Annotated in this window: 18 protein-coding genes; 16 read left to right on the top strand and 2 right to left on the bottom strand. The window is 45.4% G+C overall.

Annotated features, from left to right (window positions below; genetic code table 11):
- Nucleotides 1-45 precede the first annotated feature (45 nt).
- The gene (locus VER99_RS14825; protein ID WP_014234116.1) at nucleotides 46-1,119 is read right to left on the bottom strand and encodes a TRAP transporter substrate-binding protein; all 1,074 of its coding nucleotides are present in this window, start codon (nucleotides 1,117-1,119) and stop codon (nucleotides 46-48) included.
- A gap of 210 nt (nucleotides 1,120-1,329) precedes the next feature.
- Here VER99_RS14825 and VER99_RS14820 point away from each other — a divergent pair, with 210 nt between their 5' ends.
- The 14 genes from VER99_RS14820 to VER99_RS14755 all read left to right on the top strand — a co-directional run bounded on the left by VER99_RS14820 (nucleotide 1,330) and on the right by VER99_RS14755 (nucleotide 16,518).
- On the top strand, nucleotides 1,330-2,715 hold the full coding sequence (locus VER99_RS14820) for a cache domain-containing protein (RefSeq protein ID WP_020334786.1): 1,386 nt from the start codon (nucleotides 1,330-1,332) through the stop codon (nucleotides 2,713-2,715).
- On the top strand, nucleotides 2,712-3,341 hold the full coding sequence (locus VER99_RS14815; protein WP_014234118.1) for a response regulator: 630 nt from the start codon (nucleotides 2,712-2,714) through the stop codon (nucleotides 3,339-3,341). Before VER99_RS14820 ends, VER99_RS14815 begins: the two co-directional genes overlap by 4 nt.
- On the top strand, nucleotides 3,341-4,279 hold the full coding sequence (locus tag VER99_RS14810; RefSeq protein ID WP_020334787.1) for a LysR family transcriptional regulator: 939 nt from the start codon (nucleotides 3,341-3,343) through the stop codon (nucleotides 4,277-4,279). The genes VER99_RS14815 and VER99_RS14810 overlap by 1 nt, the downstream gene beginning before the upstream one ends.
- A gap of 95 nt (nucleotides 4,280-4,374) precedes the next feature.
- The gene (locus tag VER99_RS14805) at nucleotides 4,375-5,940 is read left to right on the top strand and encodes an acyl CoA:acetate/3-ketoacid CoA transferase (RefSeq protein WP_020334788.1); all 1,566 of its coding nucleotides are present in this window, start codon (nucleotides 4,375-4,377) and stop codon (nucleotides 5,938-5,940) included.
- Nucleotides 5,941-5,980: 40 nt separating this feature from the next.
- A complete protein-coding gene (locus VER99_RS14800) occupies nucleotides 5,981-6,715 on the top strand; it encodes a beta-ketoacyl-ACP reductase (protein WP_020334789.1) in 735 nt (244 codons plus the stop codon).
- A gap of 363 nt (nucleotides 6,716-7,078) precedes the next feature.
- The gene (locus VER99_RS14795) at nucleotides 7,079-7,894 is read left to right on the top strand and encodes a MurR/RpiR family transcriptional regulator (RefSeq protein ID WP_020334790.1); all 816 of its coding nucleotides are present in this window, start codon (nucleotides 7,079-7,081) and stop codon (nucleotides 7,892-7,894) included.
- A 372-nt stretch (nucleotides 7,895-8,266) separates the two neighbouring features.
- Nucleotides 8,267-9,058 carry a transporter substrate-binding domain-containing protein gene (locus VER99_RS14790; RefSeq protein ID WP_014234123.1) on the top strand — a complete coding sequence of 264 codons (792 nt, stop codon included), beginning with the start codon at nucleotides 8,267-8,269 and terminating at the stop codon, nucleotides 9,056-9,058.
- Between the two features lie 12 nt (nucleotides 9,059-9,070).
- Entirely contained in the window at nucleotides 9,071-9,739 is a 669-nt protein-coding gene (locus VER99_RS14785) for an amino acid ABC transporter permease (protein WP_014234124.1), read from the top strand.
- A gap of 12 nt (nucleotides 9,740-9,751) precedes the next feature.
- Nucleotides 9,752-10,402: an amino acid ABC transporter permease gene (locus VER99_RS14780; RefSeq protein ID WP_014234125.1), complete on the top strand. Its 651-nt coding sequence runs from the start codon at nucleotides 9,752-9,754 to the stop codon at nucleotides 10,400-10,402.
- Complete coding sequence (locus tag VER99_RS14775; protein WP_014234126.1) at nucleotides 10,389-11,117, top strand: amino acid ABC transporter ATP-binding protein; 729 nt, start codon at nucleotides 10,389-10,391, stop codon at nucleotides 11,115-11,117. Before VER99_RS14780 ends, VER99_RS14775 begins: the two co-directional genes overlap by 14 nt.
- A gap of 704 nt (nucleotides 11,118-11,821) precedes the next feature.
- The gene (locus VER99_RS14770; protein ID WP_020334791.1) at nucleotides 11,822-13,414 is read left to right on the top strand and encodes an ABC transporter substrate-binding protein; all 1,593 of its coding nucleotides are present in this window, start codon (nucleotides 11,822-11,824) and stop codon (nucleotides 13,412-13,414) included.
- On the top strand, nucleotides 13,414-14,352 hold the full coding sequence (locus tag VER99_RS14765) for an ABC transporter permease (RefSeq protein ID WP_020334792.1): 939 nt from the start codon (nucleotides 13,414-13,416) through the stop codon (nucleotides 14,350-14,352). Before VER99_RS14770 ends, VER99_RS14765 begins: the two co-directional genes overlap by 1 nt.
- Nucleotides 14,349-15,158, top strand: coding sequence for an ABC transporter permease (locus tag VER99_RS14760; RefSeq protein ID WP_024372934.1), 810 nt, complete (start codon nucleotides 14,349-14,351; stop codon nucleotides 15,156-15,158). The genes VER99_RS14765 and VER99_RS14760 overlap by 4 nt, the downstream gene beginning before the upstream one ends.
- Nucleotides 15,133-16,518, top strand: coding sequence for an ABC transporter ATP-binding protein (locus tag VER99_RS14755; RefSeq protein ID WP_020334794.1), 1,386 nt, complete (start codon nucleotides 15,133-15,135; stop codon nucleotides 16,516-16,518). Before VER99_RS14760 ends, VER99_RS14755 begins: the two co-directional genes overlap by 26 nt.
- A 70-nt stretch (nucleotides 16,519-16,588) precedes the next feature.
- On the opposite strand, the gene VER99_RS14750 is transcribed toward VER99_RS14755, so the two are convergent.
- Nucleotides 16,589-19,090: a penicillin acylase family protein gene (locus tag VER99_RS14750; protein WP_020334795.1), complete on the bottom strand. Its 2,502-nt coding sequence runs from the start codon at nucleotides 19,088-19,090 to the stop codon at nucleotides 16,589-16,591.
- 345 nt (nucleotides 19,091-19,435) lie between these two features.
- Between VER99_RS14750 and VER99_RS14745 the strand changes: the two genes are divergently transcribed.
- Both VER99_RS14745 and VER99_RS14740 read left to right on the top strand, forming a co-directional pair.
- On the top strand, nucleotides 19,436-21,190 hold the full coding sequence (locus tag VER99_RS14745; protein ID WP_020334796.1) for a DUF3466 family protein: 1,755 nt from the start codon (nucleotides 19,436-19,438) through the stop codon (nucleotides 21,188-21,190).
- Nucleotides 21,191-21,427: 237 nt separating this feature from the next.
- Nucleotides 21,428-21,691 carry an EF-hand domain-containing protein gene (locus VER99_RS14740; protein ID WP_014234132.1) on the top strand — a complete coding sequence of 88 codons (264 nt, stop codon included), beginning with the start codon at nucleotides 21,428-21,430 and terminating at the stop codon, nucleotides 21,689-21,691.
- Nucleotides 21,692-21,840 lie beyond the last annotated feature (149 nt).

The raw sequence follows: 21,840 nt of genomic DNA, 5'->3' as shown, positions 1-21,840 counted from the left end.
CCTAAAGGCCAGCGAGAGACGCTGGCCTTTTATTAACAACGACGTTTATTGGTTTTGTGTTTCACGAGGCAGGAATCCGTTCGCAGACCACAACGCATAACCCTTGCGGAAGTTGCTTAGGTCGGTCCAAACTTTGTCGAAGAATGGGTCTTCTGCTTTCTTCTCTTCCACTACTTCCATCCAAGTATTCTTGAATAGATTCAACATATCTTGGTTCCAGTAGCGAATCTCGACACCATTTTGTTTCGCTTTTTCCATGGCTGCGTATTGCATCGCTTCACCTTCTGCGATCGAGTAAGTCATTGCCGCCATACAAGTGGTTTCGACTGCAGATTGTTGAGTTGCACTCATGCCATTCCATGTGTCTTTGTTGATCAACAGTTCAAATACCGTTGATTGTTGGTGCCAGCCTGGGAAGTAGTTGTACTTGGCTACTTTGTGGAAGCCTAAGCGGTCATCAACGGCAGGTTGTGAAAACTCAGAGGCGTCAATCGCACCTTTCTCAAGTGCACCAAAGATCTCGCCGCCTGGGATCTGAACTGTACCCACACCAAGTTTTTCCATCACAGACGCCCCTAGTCCGTAGAAGCGCATATTGAGACCTTTTAGATCCTCTGGTTTTTCAATAGGTTTTCGGAACCAGCCTGATGTTTCAGGAGAGTTCATCGCACATGGCATTACTTTGACATTGAAGCCGCCTTGGTCGTACATCTCTTGGTAAAGCTTCAAGCCGTTACCAAAGAAAAGCCACGCCATAAACTCAGGGGCTTCAGGGCCGAAAGGGATAGACGAGAAAATTGCTGAAGCTGGCAGTTTACCTTGCCAGTAACCAGAAATGGCGTAGCCAGCGTTCACTTTACCCGTGGATACGGCATCGAGAATCTCCGGTGGGTTAACCAACTTACCCGGCTCGTAGATTTTCATTTTGATGGTGCCACCGGAGGTTTGCTCAATTCTGTCTGCAAACCATTGGATAGGGGTACCTAGAGCTGGAAGGTGGCTACCAAAAGCAATAGGGGTTTTTAGCAGTACCTTCTTATCAGCAGCCTGAGCACTAACAGAAAGACCAGAAGCGGTGAGCGTTAACGCAGTAGCAATGGCAACTTTCTTAAGATTCATGGAGATCTCCTTGTTTGGGTATTCCTTGTTAATATTGCTAAATGTGAACAGAGCGTATTAATTGATGTTAATGCAATGTTACATTGAGCTTTAGTTTAGGAAGGAGATTGGATGCTCTCCATTAGCAAAATTGCGCAAATTGAGTCGGTATTAAGTGCAATTTTTGACACGAAGATTCAGTAAAACTACGTATAAGAACGGATTCGGAAAATGGGATTGGTTAGCAACCGCAGGCTTACAATAAACATCATTTTACTTTCAATCGTTCCATTGATTGTGGTGGTGGTCATCGTTGCAAGTATCTTATTTAGTCAGGCAAAACAGTTAGTTGATGACCAAGTCGCATTAACACGACTCAATGTATTGTCGGTCAAAAAGCAAGAGCTGAAGCAGTACGTAGAAATGGCAGTGAAAAGTATCAAGCCATACTACGAAGATGAGTCATTATCTCCCCAAGTTGCTAAGCAACTAGTGGCTGAAAAATTGAGCCAACTCACATATGGGGAAGACGGATACTTTTTTGTCTACAGCTGGCAAGGTGACGCTTTAGTCCTACCATATCAACCTGAAAGGGTTGGTCGAAATTGGTGGGGAGTGGAAGATCTTACGGGCAAAAAGCTGCTTCAGGAGCTTATTCACGCAGGGCGAGCTGGGGGCGGATTTGTGAATTACCTCTGGCACAAACCATCGACAAAAGAACCACTCCCCAAGTTGAGCTATGCTATTTCTCTTGATAAGTGGCAATGGATGGTCGGAACGGGTGTCTATATAGACGATATCGAGAAACAAGTCGCGCAGATGGAAAATGGCTTCGATCAGAATATCGGAAAAACCAGCAGTGCGCTTTTTGTACTGATGTTTGTTGCCATCACCGTTATTGCAGGGTTGGGGGCGTCACTGAACCTAAACATGCGTCGTTTAGCCAACGAGCAGCTCAGCGTCTTAAACCAACAGATTATTGATTCGCAGGAAAATGAGCGTCATCGAGTCTCGCGCGAATTACACGATGGCGTAAATCAACTGCTGGTGGCTGCCAAATACCGCTTAGATAACGTGACTAAAGAGCAGGATGATGCGAAGAAACAGCTTGAGTTAGATGCGAGTAAAAATGCCATGGAACAGGCGATTGTCGAGGTTCGGCGCATCTCAAAAGATTTACGACCGCCACAGCTGGATGACTTAGGCTTAGTAGCAGGTATAGAGGCATATCTGAACGAATTACGTGAGCGTACTCAATTAGAGGTGATATTTGAACACGATATCGAAGGTGAAGAGTTTCTTCCTCAAGTCGAAACCACACTTTATCGTGTCGTACAGGAAGCGTTGCACAACGTAGAAAAACACGCCAATGCGCAAGGTGTCGATATCATCATGCAGCGTGAAGGAAGGATGTTGATTCTGACCGTCAGCGATGATGGTGTCGGAATCCCTGCGAACCATCTCAAAGCGTATAAGAACAAGCAATCGACGCTAGAGCATATGGGGCTGCAAAACATGAAAGAACGGATTCAAGCTATTGGCGGCATGTTTGAGGTCAATAGCGAACCAGGACAAGGCACGGAAATTCGTGTCAGTTTAAACATGGAGTTTATATGATTAAGTTGGTATTGGCCGATGATCATAGGTTAATGCAAGACGGGCTCAAATCACGGTTAGAACGAGAAGATAACTTGGAGATCCTCGATTGCGTCGGAAATGGCAAGGATGCTTTGAACAGTACATTGACCTTAAAACCAGACGTGCTGCTTCTTGATATTAATATGCCAAAGCTTAATGGGATTGAAGTGTTAGAGAAGCTGACAAAAAGCGCCAGCAAAACGGCAGTCATCATGCTTTCTATGCATGATAGTCGCGACTACGTTATGCGATCCATCAAAGCTGGCGCTAAGGGCTACGTATTAAAGGACGTTGGCTCAGAAGAGTTAGTCATGGCAATTAATCAAGTTGCGGAAGGGCGCTCTTACCTATGTTCTCAAGCGTCGGATCGTCTTCTTGAACAGATCAATCAAAAACCTGAGCCGAGTGATAACACGCTGTCAAAACGTGAATCGGATGTGCTCAAAGCGATTACCAATGGTGCCTGTAACAAGGAAATTGCGGATTCGCTCCATATCAGTGTTCGTACGGTAGAAACGCACCGGCTTCGGATCAAAAAGAAACTCGGAGCCACTTCGACAGCAGCTTTGGTTAAGCTCGCTCTGCAGAAAGGATTGGTGAGCTGATGGTTGCAAATTTACTGTCGAGCCGTCAGCCGATCCTAGATAAAATTGTTTTTTTCTGCGCGGTTGTCCGGTTGGGCTCGTTTCGAGAAGCCGCGTTGCAGCAAGGGATCTCGCCTGCCGCAGGAAGCCGCTGGGTGAAAGAGCTCGAAGAGTCGCTGTCGGTTGAGCTGATAAAGCGAAGCACTCGCCAGTTGGTGACCACACAAGCAGGTCAGCTTCTGTATGATAAATTCGCCCCTTTACTGCCAGATATCGCCAGTTTATGTGAAGAGGTACAAAATCTGGCAGAGGAACAACAGGGTGAAATTAAGCTTTCTTCTACGCCCTTATTCGCCCGGCAATATTTAACTAAAATTGTTGCAGAGTATATGACGCTGCACCCGAAGGTGAATTTCAAAATATTTATTGAAGCGGGGGAATTTGATCCTCTCAATGTTGATTTTGCCTTTCGTGCCAGTGCGAGTTATCAAGGTGAGCCAGAGCAAGACTCGTTACTCGTTAAGCGCCGCTTGTTACGAGAGCCTTTGTATCTGTGTGCTTCCAAATACTATCTGGAGCAGCATGGGATGCCTGAAAAACCGCAAGACCTCAGCCAACATCGTTGTTTGTATGCGAGAACGTTGGTGGGTGGGAATCGTTGGTGCTTCGAGTTTCAGGCGAATGTCGAAATCGTGACTATTTGTGACACTTTGGAGTGTGACAACAGTGAAATGCTGCTGGATCTTGCCTTGGAACACGCCGGGATTGCCTATCTTCCGCACTCGTTGGTCTCTGACTCAATAGAGCGAGGGGAGCTTGTTCATATCCTGCAAGATCACCAATGTGCCAGTTTCGATATCAATATGTTTTATCGTCCACGCTCACCAATGCCAGAGCGTTGCAGTGGTTTCAAAGAATACCTCTATAGACGAGTAGGAGAGCTATGCGATCATTCCTAATATGAAATTCTCAATCTCTAATTCTGCAATTAACATCTGGGTAACATCGCACTAAGCTGAAAACCAATAAAGTACAGTAACTAAGGAAGGTTAATGTGGTTACGAAATTGACAGCAGAACAAGCGGCAGAGTGGATTGAAGATGGCGATGCGGTCTTACTGGGTGGTTTTATCGGTAGCGTAGTACCGGAAGCGATTGAAAGAGCAATAGGCGAACGTTTTAGAGACACTCAGTCACCGCGAGATTTAACGCTGTTATTTGCTGCGGGTCAAGGTGACGGTCAAGGCCGGGCAATCAACCACTTAGCGGAACAAGGGTTAGTGAAATGCGCCATTGGCGGCCACTGGGGGCTGGTTCCTAAACTTCAGCAGTTAGCGGTAGATAACCTCATACAAGGATACAACTTGCCGCAGGGTATCATTTCCCATTTACTTCGAGATACGGCGGCAGGTAAGTTGGGCACCGTGAGTAAAGTTGGCTTAGGTACCTTTGTGGATCCGCGTTTAGAGGGCGGAAAAATCAATCAGGCGACGTCCGATGATTGGGTAGAACTGATTGAGCTCGGCGGTGAGGAGCATCTTTTTTATCACAAGCTACCTGTAACGGTGTCTATTCTTCGCGGAACGACTGCAGATGAGAATGGCAACATTACCATGGAAGATGAATGCTTGATCGTCGAAAGTCTGGCGGCGGCACAAGCGGCACGTAACAACGGTGGTAAGGTTATTGTACAGGTCAAACAAATAGTGCCCGCCGGAAAGCTTGATCCGCATGCGGTTAAGATTCCGGGAATCTTCGTCGATGCGGTTGTTGTGTGTGAAGATCCGACGGAGCACATGCAAACTTTTGCAACCATGATGAACCCGGAGTTTGTTGGTATTGAAAATTCAGATGACGACCTCACAACGAGCTCATCACCTTCGACCCAATCAAAGCTGGACGCAAAAACCATCATTGCCCGTCGTGCGGCTATGGAGCTAAAACCCAACTCCATTCTTAATCTGGGGATTGGTGCGCCGGAATACATCGCAGAGGTCGCTAAGCAAGCCGGAATACTCGATCAATTTACCTTAACCGTAGAACCTGGAGCGGTAGGTGGGATACCGCAAAGCGGTCTCGATTTTGGGGCGTCTCGTCTGCCTCAGGCGATTATCGGCCAAGACCAGATGTTTGATTTTTATGATGGTGGCGGTGTTGACCAAGCCTTTCTTGGCTTAGCGCAAAGTGACGTTACAGGAAATATAAACGTATCGCGCTTTGGCAGTAAAATCGCTGGCTGTGGCGGCTTTATTAACATTACTCAGAACGCCAAACAGGTTTACTTTTGTGGCACTTTTACCGCGCAAGGCCTAGCAGTGGAAGTGGACAATCAGGCTGTTAATATCGTCCAAGAAGGGAAGCAGAAGAAGTTCATCAAGCAGGTTGAGCAAATCACTTTCAGCGCAGCCCAAGCGTTAAGCAACAATAAACCTGTGATGTACATTACCGAGCGTGCCGTGTTCGAACTCTCTCCGTCTGGATTAGCGCTGATTGAAATCGCCCCTGGGGTGGACTTAGAAAAAGACATCCTTCAGCAGATGGAGTTCACACCTGTCATCAGTCCGTCACTGAAAGTAATGCCAAATGCCATCTTCCAGCCATCATTCGAACTTACTCTATAAATGCTGGATAACTATTTAATTTCTACCAAAGGATTAGGATATGTTTGAAAACAAAGTCTGCTTAGTCACTGGCGCGGCGCAAGGTATTGGCCGAGCGATTGTGGAACGATTTGCTAACAATGGAGCACAGTGTGTTTACGCCTTAGATGTTAACGCTCAAACTTTGCAAAGTGCGTTTAGTGACCACGAAAATGTTAAACCAGTCGTCATCAATATTTGTGATAGAGAGGCGATTCAATATTTGGTTGAAAGCATCAGAGAAACCTATGGTCGTATCGATGTTTTGGTGAATAACGCTGGAGTTACCCGAGACGCACTATTGGAAAAAATGACGGAACAAGACTGGGACTTCGTGATCGACGTTAATCTCAAAGGTGTTTTTAATCTCACTCAAGCAGTTGCACCAATTATGATGGCAAACAATTATGGCTCTATTGTCACCATGTCTTCGGTAGTGGGGACCGACGGTAATATTGGACAGTCTAACTACGCAGCAACCAAAGGTGGCGTGATAGCGATGACGAAAGGCTGGGCTAAAGAGTTTGCTCGTAAAGGTGCCCAAGTTCGCGCTAACTGTGTTGCTCCTGGTTTTATTGAGACCCCGATGACAGCCGACTTACCTACAAAAGTCCTCGAACTCATGAAACAGAAGACTCCGCTTGGGAGAATGGGCACCGCAGAAGATATCACCGATGGTGTTGAATTTTTGGCCAGTGACAAGTCTAGCTTTATTACGGGGCAGGTGTTGAAGGTTGATGGCGGCTTAGTTTTGTAACGTCATGAAGATAACCATTGTAGAGCGATTCGATAACCTTGCGGTTTGCAGATAAACCAGTCTCGCTGTTTAGAGTTATCGTTCGCCCCATTTTGGTGATTCGTGCACGTAAACGCGAACGATTCTTTTGCACAAGTTCGTCGTTAGGTAAAAAATACAACTGTCTGAAAGGTAGGGTACTAAAAATCAATGAGTTACCGTTTTTGTTGAGGTGGTACAATCGTTGCAGTAATTTAGCTGTGGTGTTCCAATTGCTTCTCTCTGGCATGAACATAGCTTGGAAAAGGATGGTTCATTTGGAACACGAAAGTCAGAAATATACATTAACGACTAGGTCGTTAACGGAGTGACCGGAAATAGCTAATGACGAATAACAACTCATTAAGTGCCCGTATTACGGAGCATTACTCTTCACTCAGTGATGGCAATAGACGCATCGCGGACTTCCTTCAGGTGAATCCAGAAAAAATACTGATGTTATCTACCAGTGAAATTGCTGAGGAATGCCTGGTATCCAAGACAAGTGTCAGCCGTTTTATTCGCAAACTTGGCTATAACGATCATGTCGCATTGAGAAATGAGATGATGTCTGAGCGGGATAAAGGCAACCCGGTAATCACTGGTGAGCTGCAGGATACAGGCTTTTGCCAGGATGCAATTTCGCTAGAAAAGTTATGGATGCAGTTAGCGGAAGGAAACACTGCGCACATTATCAGAAAGCTAGCGACTGCGAAGCGGATAAAAATTATTGGCTATCGTAATAGCTATCCGTTAGCCATGCATTTTCGCCAACAATTAGCCCAATGTCGTCAGGGCGTCGAGCTGTTGCCTCTTCCGGGACAAACCATTGGTGAAGATTTAGCGTCGATAAACGAAGACGACTTTGTCATTTTGTTTGGTATTCGTCGTCGCGTTGCGAACTTTGAACGAATTGTTGAATTTCTTAAACCCTATGATTGTTTATTGATCACCGATCAATCGGGACAGAAGTATGCGTCGACGGTAAACGAGGTCTTCGTTTGTTATATGAATAATGAACTGCCACTAGACAGTTACGCGGTTCCGATGAGTCTTATTCACTACTTTGTAAATGAAACTTTTATATTGCTAAAAGAAGAGGCTTCAAACCTCAGTCAAACGATCAGTGCTAATTATCATCAGTTGAGCGAACTAGAATAATTGGCCCAATAGCCGTGTGATCCCAACTCAATCTTTCCTCCTTAATAAATAGCTGTGGCTGCATTTAGTCACAGCTATTTTTATTCACCTTTGTTTCTTTCCATTACTCAATTAAAAGAAAGATCACTAACAAAGTGATGCGATCCAGTATGCGTCTAAACCTTGAATAGCTTTGCTACATAATGGTGGTTATTGCACCAAAAATGATCCCCACTATTTGGTCAATATTATCAATTTATCCAATTTTAAATGCTTAATAAAAATAATTTCCTTAAAAATCAGTTAAATATAAATTTGTTTTAAATGGGTACGATCGTTGCAGTGTACTAGCTAAGTGTTTCAATCGTATCTTATATGTATAGGGAAATAGCCATGAAATTATCTAAGTTAGTGTCTTTAGTCGCTGTTGCTGCGGCATTAGTGACCAACGTTTCTGCTGCGTCTGCAAACCAGTTGGAAGCCATTAAAGAAAAAGCGGTACTCAAAGTTGCGGTTCCACAAGACTTTCCTCCTTTTGGTTCTGTCGGAACGGATTTAAAGCCACAAGGGTATGACATTGACATGGCCAAATATCTGGCCAAAGAACTAAACGTAAAAGTGGAACTCGTACCTGTTACCAGTGCAAACCGCATTCCTTATCTACAAACTCAAAAAGTTGACTTGGTCATTTCCAGTATGGGTAAAAACCCAGAGCGTGAAAAAGCGATCGACTTCAGCGAAGCATACGCTCCGTTTTTCCTCGGCGTGTTCGGCACTTCAGATGAGAACGTCGCCGGAGCAGCAGACCTTGCTGATAAAACCATTGGTGTAACGCGTGGCTCAGTTGAAGATATTGAACTAAGCAAAATTGCGCCAGAGACGACAACGATTAAGCGTTTTGAAGATAACAACGCGACATTGTCTTCTTTCCTATCTGGTCAGATTGATCTCATTGCAACGGGTAACCTTGTCGTCACAGAAATCGCTACTCGTTACCCGGCTAAAGCACCTGAAGCGAAGTTCATGCTGAAGAACTCTCCGTGTTATGTGGGTGTGATGAAAGGTGAAACTGAACTTGTCGAAGAAGTGAACAAGCTCATTTCAAAAGCGAAAGCAGACGGAGTATTAGAAGAGCTATCGCAAAAATGGTTGAAAGCGCCTTTCCCTAAAGATCTTGGCGCGTAAGGAATAAGTGCAATGAGTTACCAGTTAGAATTTACTGGCTTGGCTCCCTACCTGCCACAGTTTGTGGCAGGTCTAAGGACAACCGTCGAGTTAACCGTTATTTCAACCGTTGCTGGGTTGGCTGTGGGAACGTTGTGCGCAGCAGGACGCACAAGTAAGCAAGCATGGTTACGTTGGTTATGTGCGACTTATATCGAGTTAACACGTAATACCCCGTTTATTGTTCAGTTATTTTTCATCTTCTTCGGTTTACCAGCGTTAGGTGTCAAGCTAAGCGCGTGGGAGGCGGGTTTCATCGCGATGGTGTTTAACCTTGGTGCCTACAGTGCGGAGATCATCCGAGCGGGTATCGATGCAACACCTAAAGGCCAGTGGGAGGCGGGTAAAACGTTGGGCTTAACCAGACGCCAAATTTTTACTCGAATCGTATTGCCGCCAGCTTATCAGAAGGTTTATCCAGCGTTGGTTAGTCAGTGCATTATCGTCATGCTCGGCTCTGCCGTCGTATCTCAGATTTCAGTCGAGGAACTGACCTTTGCGGCGAACTTTGTGCAGTCCAGAACCTTTTTAAGTTTTGAATCTTATGCTGTTACTGCACTGATTTACCTTGTCCTTGCGATCTTAATGCGTCAATTGTTTGCATTGATCAAAGCTCGCGTATTCAAAAACCCAGCGCTGTAGGAGAAGACGATTATGATGCAATTTACAGACTGGGACATTCTGCGCAACTTACTACTTGCAGCGCGTTGGACCGTACTGCTATCAATTATTGCCTTTATAGGTGGTGGTCTGGTGGGGCTTGGCCTTACCTTACTCAGAAGTATGAAGAACATTCATCTTGGGAAAGGCATTCAACTGTATGTGGAGCTTTTTCAGGGAACGCCACTTCTGATGCAGCTCTTTATGGCGTTTTTCGGTTTATCTCTGCTGGGGATAGAAGTCAGTGCATGGTCCGCCGCTGCGTTGGCGTTAACGCTATACAGCAGCGCCTATTTTCACGACATTTGGCGCGGTTGTATTGAGGCGTTACCTAAAGGTCAGTGGGAAGCGTGTCGTACTCTGGGTCTCAATTACATGCAGACTATGCGCAATGTCATTATTCCTCAGGCTTATCGAATTGCCATTGCACCGACGATTGGCTTCTCGGTTCAAATTGTTAAAGGCACCGCGCTTGCTTCGATCATCGGTTTTGTCGAGTTAACTAAAGCCGGAACCATGCTGAATAACGCGACATTCCAACCATTTAAAGTGTTTGCCATGGTCGCTGTACTTTACTTTGTTATCTGTTTCCCTCTGTCATTATTGGCTCGTCATTTGGAGAAAAAAACCTATGTCTCTCGTTAGTGTTGATCAAGTACATAAGTACTATGGTGAAAACCATGTTCTCAAAGGTGTGGACATGAAAGTTGAGGCAGGTGAAGTTGTCTCTATTATTGGCCGCAGTGGATCTGGAAAGAGTACGTTACTGCGTTGTATGAATGGCCTGGAAACCTATCAGGATGGCGCGATCATCGTAGACCGTCAGGCCGTAGAAGATGATGACTATAAACTGCGCCTGCTGAGCCGAAGTGTTGGTATGGTATTCCAAAGTTTCAATCTTTTCCCTCATATGACCGTGGGTGAGAACGTGATGTTGGCGCCAAAGCTGGTATTGAAAAAGGACGCTAAAGCCTGTGAAGCTCAAGCGAGAGAGTTACTCGAAAAGGTTGGCTTAGCCGATAAATTTGATGCTTATCCAGCGAACCTATCTGGTGGTCAGCAACAGCGTGTTGCCATCGCGCGTTCTCTAGCTATGAATCCAAAGGTGCTGTTATGTGATGAAATCACTTCTGCGCTCGACCCAGAGTTAGTCGGTGAAGTATTAAAAGTACTGGAGCAGCTAAAGAAAGAGGGGATGACGCTCATTCTGGTTACTCACGAGATGAACTTTGCCCGTGAAGTTGGCGATAGAGTCGTGTTCATGAACCAAGGGAAAGTGTGGGAAAGTGGCCCAAGTGAAGTAGTTTTCGATGATCCACAAACCGAAGAACTGCGTAGCTTTTTATCTGCCGTGAAGTAATAAACAGGTTCTATTTTCTAACCCACCAAACAGCGGTTTTGGTGGGTTGCCTTCCTTTTTACAAATCGCTTATCGAAGTGGGCGAGCGTAGGGCCTAATTTCGAACACTAACTATCGTTAAAGAAAGTAGTGGATTGAACAATAATTGTACAAATGAACAGTAATCACAAACAAAGTACTTTGATTTGCATCAAAATGTAATAGTATAACGTTACGTTTATTTCACTGTTCTTGTCGTGCATTACTTCCATCATCTTAAACTAAAGAAATTGTTGCTTCTTGCGATGCTCTTAATCCCTTTGGGGTTGAGTACGCTCTCGCTTGCGCACTCGATGGAAACGGATCAAAACGTTCACGAACACCATACCTGTGAAATCTACGAAGCAATTTGTCATGCTTTAAGCTCACAATCTTCGCTGAGCATACTCTCTGATAAAGCGCAGTGCTATCAGCGATTCGATATCCAGCTCACGACTCTTGCCTCTTCAGAGTTACCCCGAACACGCTCGCCACCTCAACTGGTCTAACGCTTTCTCCTTTTCGGAGAATCCAACACTTTTTAACTTAATACCCCAATAACCTCGCAATTTTTGTCAGGGCGAGTTGATGTCGGCTTGCGCTTGTAAAAAGTTCACGGCGATGCATCGGCTAGTGCAGTTGTTATTTGGGGAAAATAGCGTCTAAAAAATACGTTAGGGATCGTTATGACCGAAATATCTTATACTTCTATCGCAAAAAAGAAGAAGCTTATTCGTGGCCTGGTTTTGGCTTCCGTAGTTGCAGCAGGTGCTGCTATTACATTAAGTAACCAAGAAACATCGCCTGAGCAGGTTACACCAAACAAGAGTAATACATTATCGATTAGTGGACCTTGGGAGATTTCCAGCTTAGATCCTTCAAAACAGGGATATATGTTAATTCGTATGCAGGTAGTAGAGACCCTGCTCAACGTTGATGGTAAGGGGATTATTACCTCTGGATTGGCAACCAAATGGCAAAGCAGTGAAGACGGCTTATCCTGGCATTTTACATTGCGCGACAACGTAACGTTTCATGATGGTTCTAAGCTGGACGCTGAAGCGGTCGTTCGCAGCCTTGCTATTGCTCAGCGCAAACACGGTACACTTAACAAGGCAGAGATACGCAGTATTTCCGCGATTAGTGACAATGAGATTCTAATCGAATTGAGTAAACCTTACGCTGCATTTGCCTCGCTATTGACCAACTATTCTAACGCTATCTTGTCGCCTGAATCTTACGAGCCTAACGGAGCCGTAAAAACACTTTACGGTACGGGGCCATATCAAATGGAAAGCTTTGCACCGCCGCACAAGTTCTTGGTTAAAAAGTTTGATGGTTATTGGGGGGAAGAAGCAAAAATCGATTTCGCAACCTACTTAACGGGCCATCGTGCAGAAAGTCGTTTGCTGCAGGCGAAGTCTGGCGAAGCCGATATCGTATTCAATCTTGAGCCATCCATGTTAGGGCAGCTAAAAAGTGGTAATGAGGTTCAAGTTCACAGTGACCTGATCCCGCGAACCATGTTGGTAAAAGTAAATGCGGGTCATCCATTCCTGAATGAAGCGAGAGCGAGAAAGGCATTGAGTATGGCAATTGATCGAGCGTCGATTGCAAAAAATGTGCTTGGTGTACCGGGTTCGGAAACCACACAGATAATGCCAAGTTCCATGTCTCAGTGGTTTATTAAAGACGTGAAAAACGACGATTTCGATCTCGATCTGGCACGCTCAACCTTGGGTGATTTAGGTTGGAAACGCGGAGAAAACGGCACTCTAGAGCGGGATGGTGTGCCGTTCAAACTGACGATGATCACCTATGCCGATCGCCCTGAATTGACCACGGTCGCAACCGCGATTCAAGCGCAATGGGCCAAGCTTGGTGTTGACCTAAAAGTCGATGTTACAAACTCAAGTATGATCCCAGCGGGTCATCAGGATGGCTCACTAGAAACGGCTTTGATCGCGCGTAATTTTGGCTTCAGCGCTGATCCGCTACCTATCATCAGTTCTGACTTTGCGAACGGAGGCGGCGACTGGGGAACGATGAATTGGGAAAACGCAAAGGTAGACAGTACGATTGATCGCTTACTTCACAATCACGATGCGACACGTGCATTTGAGCTAAGCCAGATCGTCGCGCAAGAAATTCATCAGGATGCACCAGTGATTGCGATTTCTAGCTACAGCCAACATACCTCGGTGAATAAACGAGTTAAACACTTCAGGTTTGATCCGTTTGAGCGCAATTACTTCATCAACCAGATGGAAATTAACTGATGCTTTTGAGGATTTTAAGAAAGCGACTTTATCAACTGATTCTGGTGGCTTGGGGAGTCGGTACGCTCACATTTGTACTTATGAGAAGCTTACCGGGAGACATGGCGTATCTTATTGCGGCCAGTCGTTATGGGCAGGATAACGTGGATTCCGCAGCGGCTGAGCTGGTGCGTCAAGAGCTCAATTTAGACCAAGGATGGTTCAGTAGTTATGTCAGCTGGTTGGGTGATCTGCTACAGCTCAACTTAGGTAATTCCCTCGTGAGTGGTCTACCAGTGAGTGAAGCGGTTGTGCATCAGCTTGGGCACTCTATGCTTCTTGCTGGAGTTGGTATCACGCTATCTGTATTGATAGCGCTTCCGCTAGGAACCTGGTCCGCGAAGAAAGGGGGACTGGTTAATTCTCTTGTCGTGTGGTTCTCGACCTTCACCCGTGCGATGCCGGTGTTTGTATTGGGTCTGTTGATGATCCTTATTTTCGCGATCAGTTGGAAATGGTTCCCTGTTGCGGGTTTTGGTACTTGGCAGCATTTGGTTTTACCAAGTATTACTTTAGCAATTAGTTTAGCGGCAGTCTCGAACCGAGTTGTGCATAACAGTGTGCGCAGCGTTCTTCGTTCTCCTTTCTATATATTTTCTCGCGTCAAAGGCTTAAATGAAACGCAGACTTTCTTCCGCCATGGCTTACGTAATATGGCAGTATCGATCGTCGCATTTGTTGGTATTCAACTAGTCAGTGTGATTGAAGGCATCATTATGATTGAGTCGCTCTTCTCGTGGCCGGGTGTTGGTCATGGTCTCGCACACGCGATTTTTGCCCGCGACATTCCGGTGATTCAAGGCTGTGCACTGACGATGGGTATTCTGTTTGTGCTCCTCAATAGCATTATTGACGTGCTGTGCTACTGGATTGACCCAAGAGGTCAGCAAGAAAAATGATGAAACAATTTACATTAAATCAAAAGCTCGGATTATCACTCTTACTCGGTTTATTTAGCTTTTCGCTTTTTGTTGGATGGTTGTCTCCGTATTCAATTGACGAACAAAACTTGTCGACTCGACTATTGGCACCAAGCGGTGAACATTGGTTCGGTACTGATCACTTTGGTCGAGATATGATGACGCGCCTTGCAAGTGCCATCGGCTTATCTTTCGCACTGAGTGTGTTTTGTGTCATCACTTCATCAACTTTGGGCGTTTTGTTAGGTGTGTGTTCTGCATGGGCGGGTGGACGCGTTGAGCAGGGGCTCGATATTCTCGTCAATGTTCTACTAGCACTTCCGGGGTTAGTCTTAGTTCTTCTGTTGTCAGCCATTGCGCCCGGATCGTTCCTGGTTATGTACCTGGCGATTTCACTGGTTCAGTGGGTTGAGTATTACCGAGTAACACGTGCTATCACTCGCACTGTCATTAATAGCCCAGAGCGACAAGTGTCGATGATGATGGGGTTTGGCAAATGGTATCAGTTTAAGCGACATATCTGGCCAGCGATTTCTTCATCGGTCTTTACGATGGCGGCGTTTGGTGGGGCCAATGCCATTTTAATGATGGCTTCTCTCGGATTTGTCTCAGTGGGTATCCAGCCACCGTTAGCCGAGCTGGGGCTAATGAGCGTCGAGCTGTTCCCGTTCTATGTTGATGCACCTTGGGTTTTAGCTCAGCCACTATTGGTTGTGGCATTGTTGGTGTTGGGCTTTCATTTATTAGCAGGAGCGAGCCGTGAATCTCTTAATTCAACTGACTGATCTATCGATCAAAGCAAAAGATGTCGAGCTTCTTCAGCCGCTGTCGTTAAAGCTATATCAAGATAAACCGGTAACCATTCTTGGCCAAACTGGCTCAGGTAAAAGTCTGCTCGCACAGGCAGTGATTGGTCTATTGCCGCATTCACTAACACAATTCGGAACAGTCGAAATATTCGGTAATAACCATGACCGGGATTCTCTCACAAACCTTTGGGGAAAAGAGGTCATTATGTTGCCGCAAGAACCATGGCGAGCGCTTGATCCCCTGATGCCTGCTTATAAGCAAGTTGCCGAAGTTTATGAGTGCCTGCATGGGTTGAGTGAGGAGTCTGCCTTTCATCGAGCCATTGACGATTTAGACAATATGGGACTAAAAAGCAGCGCTTATAAACGGCCCGGGCAACTTTCTGGCGGTATGGCACAGCGTTTGGCTGTCGCTGCTGCTACGGCTGGTGGTGCAAAAGTTGTGTTTGCTGATGAACCCACTAAAGGGTTGGATGTCAGTCGACGTAACGACATCGTTAGACTCTTACTTCAAAGTGCTCAAGGAGGTGGACTGCTGACGATCACTCACGATATCGAAGTTGCGCGTCAGATAGGCGGTGACATCATTGTGATGAAAGAAGGTGTTGTTGTTGAGCAGGGAACGGCGGACCAAGTATTGAATCACCCTCAGCACGCCTATACGCAAGCTTTGATTGCCGCCGATCCAAAACATTGGGTTGCAAGGGCAAAGTACTTGAGTGAGTCGATGCCCGTGTTAAACGTTGAGAATCTTGCTATAGGACGAAACGGCAATGCTTTATCACGAGAGATTAACTTTACGATACATACGGGTGAAGTGATCGGTATTGTTGGTGACAGTGGCTGTGGTAAGAGCACGCTGGGGGATACCCTACTTGGTTTATTGCCACCCGTTGAGGGTAAAGTTGCCAAGTTATCTCCGAATACAAAGCCGTATCAATGGTTGAAGCTATTTCAAGATCCTCCGGCTGCGTTTACTTCTAGTGTGACACTTGGCGTGCTTTTGGATGATTTGGTCAAGCTGCATAAGATAGATAGGGACAAAATCACGCCATTAATGAAAAAGCTAAAGCTCGCTCCCGAGTTGTTAGAGAGAAAAAGTACTGAAGTCTCTGGCGGAGAACTTCAGCGCTTTGCCATTCTCAGGGCTTTATTATTGGATCCGGTATTCTTGTTCGCAGATGAGCCAACATCAAGGCTCGATCCCATTATTTCTCAAGAGGTGACCGACTTGTTGGTTGATCTGGCAAAAGAACAGGGATGTGCGTTGCTGCTCGTCAGCCATGATCCGAACCTGATTGAAAAGTGCTGTGATACCGTTATTCGCTTAAGTTAAGCACGGGAATATAAAAAACGCCTTTGATTGATAAAATCAAAGGCGTTTTTAAAGTGTCGTACTTCTTCGATTAATCTAACTCAATTTTACGAATTGTATTGGCTTCAATGTCTTCATTTATAAAGAGTACGTCTCGCCACTCTAATTCACTATAAAGTTGAGTCTGGTCGTCAAAGAAATCTGACTCTGGGTCATGGGATTGGCTGTAGCTCAAAAACATTTGCGCATTTGGACCCGTTTCATTGAACTCCAGTGCAAAAACAAAGCTGGAACCGTAATTGATGCGATAGCGTGCAGTCGAACCACTTCCGTCTTCATCTAAATCCGTCAGTGGGGAGTCGCTACGCGGCGCACCAACTACGACGGTTGCTAACTCAGAGGTCGAACGGGAAGGCACACTACTTTCAGCCATATTGAACACGCCTTCGTAACTGTTTCCTCCGGTAATAGGAATCGCAGTTTTGCCTTGCGCTTTAATCACGTATTGGATTGACCCTAGTGGTGCATCTAACGCAATGCCAGCGTCTGATAAGCGGTTAGTTGCTGTGGCTAATGCCTGAAGAATCGGGTCATTGTCCACATCATTTGTGTCTATCGCTTTTAAACCTGAAGGGGTTGTTGAAGGCGTTAGTGGGTTAAAAGGTACTTCAAACAATTCGTCGTTTAGCGATCGATGTCCTGACACCATGAAACTTGCTAAAAACTCTCTCATGATTTGCGCGCCAGTACTTTGCAAATTATACGTGCCATCCCAAGCGCTAAGTGCGTTACATGCTGGAGTGAGATTAAATGGTTGACCATCTACCTGAATACTTGGGTAGAGTGTACACCTCGAAACTAACTCGTTACGGAATTCTCTGGAAAATAGTGAGCCATTATGAGTCGCTACGGATTTAAGCTCTTCTAAAGAGAATCGACCGTCTGCACCAGATAAGCCAGTTCCTGAATTATCACTAATGAGCTGAGCATTGTAGCGAGTACGAGGGCTACGGATAGTTTGGTCTGGGCCATACATCAAACTGAACCCCTCTAACGGAGCATCCAGATTACTTAACCAATAACTGCTGTTGGCGTTGTACTCGTAATCTGTTCTGGTTTGTTGAGGAGCATTGGCGAATGGAACTAATCCCGGAGCACCGGCATTACCACTATCTACCCACTCATAAACCGAGCTGTTTCCGGGTAAAAGAACGTTGCCCGAACCATCTTGCCAGATCGCCGCTAATTGAGGACTCTGTGATGCAAGCGCCCAATAGCCCTCGGCTGCCGCGCTTAACTGAGGGACTTGGGTTCCATCGATGTAAGACGCGGTACCTTCGTCGGATATCATCAATGTATTTACCCATGGAATTCCCTGATTGTCAGCAAAAGCATCAAAGAACTCTTGCTTTGACTTCGCTTTTCCCATTGCTAACCATTGAGACAACATACGTGTATTGGCTGAGTTTGCATCACGGAAAGTAATCGCACTAGAACTCGTCCATCCTAATGTAGGTGAGATCGACGCCAAATTAATAATCGGCCCAAAGTGACTGTAATAAACGGTATGAGGGCTCTCGACTAAGGAACCATCAGCTTGCTTTACTGTTACGTTGAACGTTTTTGACGTGATGTCTCTGTATTCGCCATCATAGCTGTAGCGGAGCGGATCTTGTGGGTGAAGATCGAGTTGGTATAGAGTAAATCGCTTGGATTGTGAAACCGTATGCGTCCAGCCCAAATTCTGATTGAATCCGATAACCACGGCAGGCAAACCAATCATCCCAACTCCAGTCACGTCCATTTCGCCAGGGATCGTCAGATGCTGTTCATAAAAGCGCAACTCGCCATCCCAAGGAAAATGAGGGTTTCCGAGTAGGGCTGATTTAGCGTTCTCAACTTTATCCTCACCCAGAGCCCAGCCGTTACTTCCGATACCCTCTGAGGTAAATACGGTCTTTGCGTCCAACTGCAAATTGAAGTTTGTTTTTAGCTGTCTGCTGGCCTGAATAGCCTCTGGCGGAGTTGCTGCGGCGATGGCGGCTATGAAGTTCCGGGAACTGGCTAAAGCGGCAACATCAAGCTGATAGGCGAGCAAATCCTGAGCGGTAATCGGCGTTACCCATTCCGCGTTTCGGCACGGTGAAGGATAATTGTTTGTTGCAGCGCGTTCACTGAGTAATTGGTTAAACCCTTTTGCGTATCCTTCTAGTAACGCCTTTTCATCGGCAGGGATGTCAGCGTAAAGAGCGTTCGCTTGTTCTGGGTAGCCAAGTGCCAAATAACCCGCATCGGATAAAAAGTTTGAATAGTTTTCACCAACACCCAAATAGCGGGATTTTTGAGATTTTAACTTCATCAATTGCTCGGAAAGCGTGCAGAGATTCTCTTCAGCTTGTGCGTATCCAATGCCATATCCTAAGCCAGAATAGCTATCCGCTTTAATGTGAGGGACGTTATGCTCGGTGTAAGTAATCGTCGCCTCATACGAGCTCTTGGAAGAACTGTCGTCGTTACAGGCTGATAATATCAACAGGGACACGATACTTAGTGTGGCCTTATTCAGTTTTGAAACTCTATATTTGTGACTCATTAACGCTCCATGTATAAGTTAGTGTAACAACTCTATAACATTATAGGGGCGTCAAGTACTGTCAATTTTCTTTGCAGCGATTCATGATGGAACGCAAGGTTCTGAAAATTAGTCTTAACTTCCTTAACCTATTTGGATTATCACTCCTGTTTATCGTCAAGAAGGTTTAGCGTCTTATCGTCACTTGATGCACTTATCCTTTTTTACTCCTTAATTCCCTCACATTGCCTCGTTAATTTGTGTGGCGATAGTTTAAATAATTCTTGTGATGTTTGAGTTTAATTAAGGATGTTTCTGGTGAGCATGCTGATTAAATTTACCCCAAATTGGTAAGTTAAATTAAATATGAAAGCGGTAAAAATCTCGTGTATTAGTTATTTATTGATAACGTCAGCCCAACCTCAAGCTGCTTTGTATCAGGTGATAGAAGTGACGCCTGATACAAGTTACAGCTATGAAAGTGCTTATGGTGTCGCGATTCAACCGTCCACAGTCACCGGTGAAAGTGACAACTGCTTTGAATCATCTTATGTAGAAGGGGATGGGATCTCTTGTTCAGCGTATACATTGGCGGGAGAGACTCGCCTTGTTGAGCCAAGTGAAGGGAAGGCCGTTGATGGATTGAGTTATCGTGAAGAAACGCCATTTGGTATTGATAACCGCTTTATGTATGTCCAGGAACAAGGTGATTTTGAAGACTACTGTGATGCACAGTTACTGTATGGTACCTGTGAATCATGGGCGGCTTTACATTGGGCACTGTGGAGTGACGAGCTAAGCGGTAGCACAGAGCCCAATTCAATCGCGTTTCTCGGTGACTATGATACCGGCACTGCCTACAACGAAAGCTACAACATCGTAATTAACTCATTAACTGAAGACGCTGAACCCGTGGGTATTCTGCATGATTTGGGAAATGTAACCAGTTATATGCGAAATTATACCCAAGCTTTAGACGATACAAACCCAATTACGGATTCCTATCTGCAGTCGAGAGCGTGGAAAACAGACGGCGATTACACGGTAGGTAGCGTATCGACAAGCGCATCAAATGATTACGGTGACTTTTACTCGTCAAAGGCGGCGCTGTGGAGTTCGTCTTTAGGTTCGTTAGTTGAGCTGGATTGGGCAAGTTCGGTGTCTGATACCGCGGTATACAAAAACAGGACTGCACAAGGGAGCCTCCGCGATTTCGTTATTGTTGACAATACGTTATATAGCGTTGGCTACAACACTTACCTACATGATTCTTACTACTATTTCATGGAAGCAACGGTATTTTCTGTTGATTTAGATAGCGATGTTTTTGACGCGGATAACTGGGAAACAAAGAAAATCTCCGGAGCTGGAGTCGAAAGTGACGATGATTATATTTACAGCAATACCTTACTAACTGGCGTAAACAGTAACTTGGTCGCGATTGGTGAATCCAAGCGTTCTGGTAGTTATCCGTACGAAAATGCCGCATCAAACAGAATGTATGTTGTCGATGATATATCAGAGAATTCCCTATCGGCGACCTACTTGAGTGGTGGTATATTCTTTGACGGTGTTGGAGGCAAAGCGCGAGCAATTAATAACTTCAATGAAATTGTTGGACAAGTGGACGCTGAAAATACCAACGAGAGCAGCGGCAAACCGAGACGAAAGCGTGGCTTTATCTACCCATATGATGGAGAAGGTACCAGTGACACACGTAGCGCAAGGTTAAGTGATCAAGCTTGGTGGTTAGATGATTTGACCAATGGCGGAGACTATTCAGACGATAACAACTTTTACCGAATTATTGATGCGTCTGGAATAAATGATGCGGGCGTAATATCCGCGACCGCTTTGAAGTGTGAATCTGGATACGATGACACCAGCCACTTCGCCACCTGTGGTGATGAAGAAGAGGATGAACAAGTGGTAGCCGTTAAACTGGTTCCTATCGTTGGCGCTACTGCAGATGATATTGAAGAACGAAGTGATGAAGCGGAAGAGACAACCACAAGCCGTTCCGGAGGAAGCTTAAACTATTTCGGATTGTTTATTCTTTTGGCTTTATTTGGATACCGTACTTTCGTTAATAAGTCGTCCCTACGTACTAGAACACAGTAAATAGTGTACCATCTTGTTGCTTGGCTAATTTCATTTTAGCCACTTTAAAGCGAGCTCAACTTTGAGTTCGCTCTTTTTCGTTTCACTGTTTCTGTAAATCAAAGCAGTCAATCTCCCTTGTCCCATTTATTTCGCATTACTCCATAATCTACTCACATTTTCCCGATACATTGAGCGTCGGTTTAATAGGGCAGTCGTACGCATAAATAGTATGAACTGACTAACTGGAGAGAAAACATGAAAAAATTTGTACTAGTCGCAACGACAATATTGATGACTTTCGGCTCATTGTCCGTATTCGCAGACGATCGACCTGCGCCTCCACCGAATGGCGACCGTCCAGAGCCGCCATCGTTTAGTGATATTGATACTAACGGTGATGGCGTTTTGACTAAGGACGAGCTTCGAGGTCCGTTCCTTGAAGACTTCGACAAGCTTGATGTTGATGGAAGTGGTTCGCTTACGGAAGATGAATTACCGACGCCACCAGAGCCTCGATAAAAGTCGCTTCGTTAGTTTGACAAGCTAACAGCAGCAAGGTGAGTTACGTGATATCACACTCAGTAATGGTGACTTAAGATAGAATCGGTTATTGTGGAAAAGCATTAAGCGTTGTAACTCACCCATTGAACAAAAGTATTATCATCACA

It is taken from the genome of Vibrio natriegens NBRC 15636 = ATCC 14048 = DSM 759, from assembly GCF_035621455.1.
In the GTDB taxonomy this organism is placed as follows: domain Bacteria; phylum Pseudomonadota; class Gammaproteobacteria; order Enterobacterales; family Vibrionaceae; genus Vibrio; species Vibrio natriegens.
The sequence above is the reverse complement of the archived record's forward strand: the minus strand, read 5'-3'. Positions and strand labels throughout refer to the sequence as shown.

Bases quoted from the DNA above. Each gene is read 5' to 3' on its own strand.
- VER99_RS14800 (WP_020334789.1), top strand. From the start codon at position 5,981: ATGTTTGAAAACAAAGTCTGCTTAGTCACTGGCGCGGCGCAAGGTATT.
- VER99_RS14750 (WP_020334795.1), bottom strand. From the start codon at position 19,090: ATGAGTCACAAATATAGAGTTTCAAAACTGAATAAGGCCACACTAAGT.
- VER99_RS14765 (WP_020334792.1), top strand. From the start codon at position 13,414: ATGCTTTTGAGGATTTTAAGAAAGCGACTTTATCAACTGATTCTGGTG.
- VER99_RS14780 (WP_014234125.1), top strand. From the start codon at position 9,752: ATGATGCAATTTACAGACTGGGACATTCTGCGCAACTTACTACTTGCA.
- VER99_RS14790 (WP_014234123.1), top strand. From the start codon at position 8,267: ATGAAATTATCTAAGTTAGTGTCTTTAGTCGCTGTTGCTGCGGCATTA.
- VER99_RS14785 (WP_014234124.1), top strand. From the start codon at position 9,071: ATGAGTTACCAGTTAGAATTTACTGGCTTGGCTCCCTACCTGCCACAG.
- VER99_RS14740 (WP_014234132.1), top strand. From the start codon at position 21,428: ATGAAAAAATTTGTACTAGTCGCAACGACAATATTGATGACTTTCGGC.
- VER99_RS14760 (WP_024372934.1), top strand. From the start codon at position 14,349: ATGATGAAACAATTTACATTAAATCAAAAGCTCGGATTATCACTCTTA.
- VER99_RS14745 (WP_020334796.1), top strand. From the start codon at position 19,436: ATGAAAGCGGTAAAAATCTCGTGTATTAGTTATTTATTGATAACGTCA.
- VER99_RS14775 (WP_014234126.1), top strand. From the start codon at position 10,389: ATGTCTCTCGTTAGTGTTGATCAAGTACATAAGTACTATGGTGAAAAC.
- VER99_RS14815 (WP_014234118.1), top strand. From the start codon at position 2,712: ATGATTAAGTTGGTATTGGCCGATGATCATAGGTTAATGCAAGACGGG.
- VER99_RS14820 (WP_020334786.1), top strand. From the start codon at position 1,330: ATGGGATTGGTTAGCAACCGCAGGCTTACAATAAACATCATTTTACTT.
- VER99_RS14795 (WP_020334790.1), top strand. From the start codon at position 7,079: ATGACGAATAACAACTCATTAAGTGCCCGTATTACGGAGCATTACTCT.
- VER99_RS14825 (WP_014234116.1), bottom strand. From the start codon at position 1,119: ATGAATCTTAAGAAAGTTGCCATTGCTACTGCGTTAACGCTCACCGCT.
- VER99_RS14810 (WP_020334787.1), top strand. From the start codon at position 3,341: ATGGTTGCAAATTTACTGTCGAGCCGTCAGCCGATCCTAGATAAAATT.
- VER99_RS14770 (WP_020334791.1), top strand. From the start codon at position 11,822: ATGACCGAAATATCTTATACTTCTATCGCAAAAAAGAAGAAGCTTATT.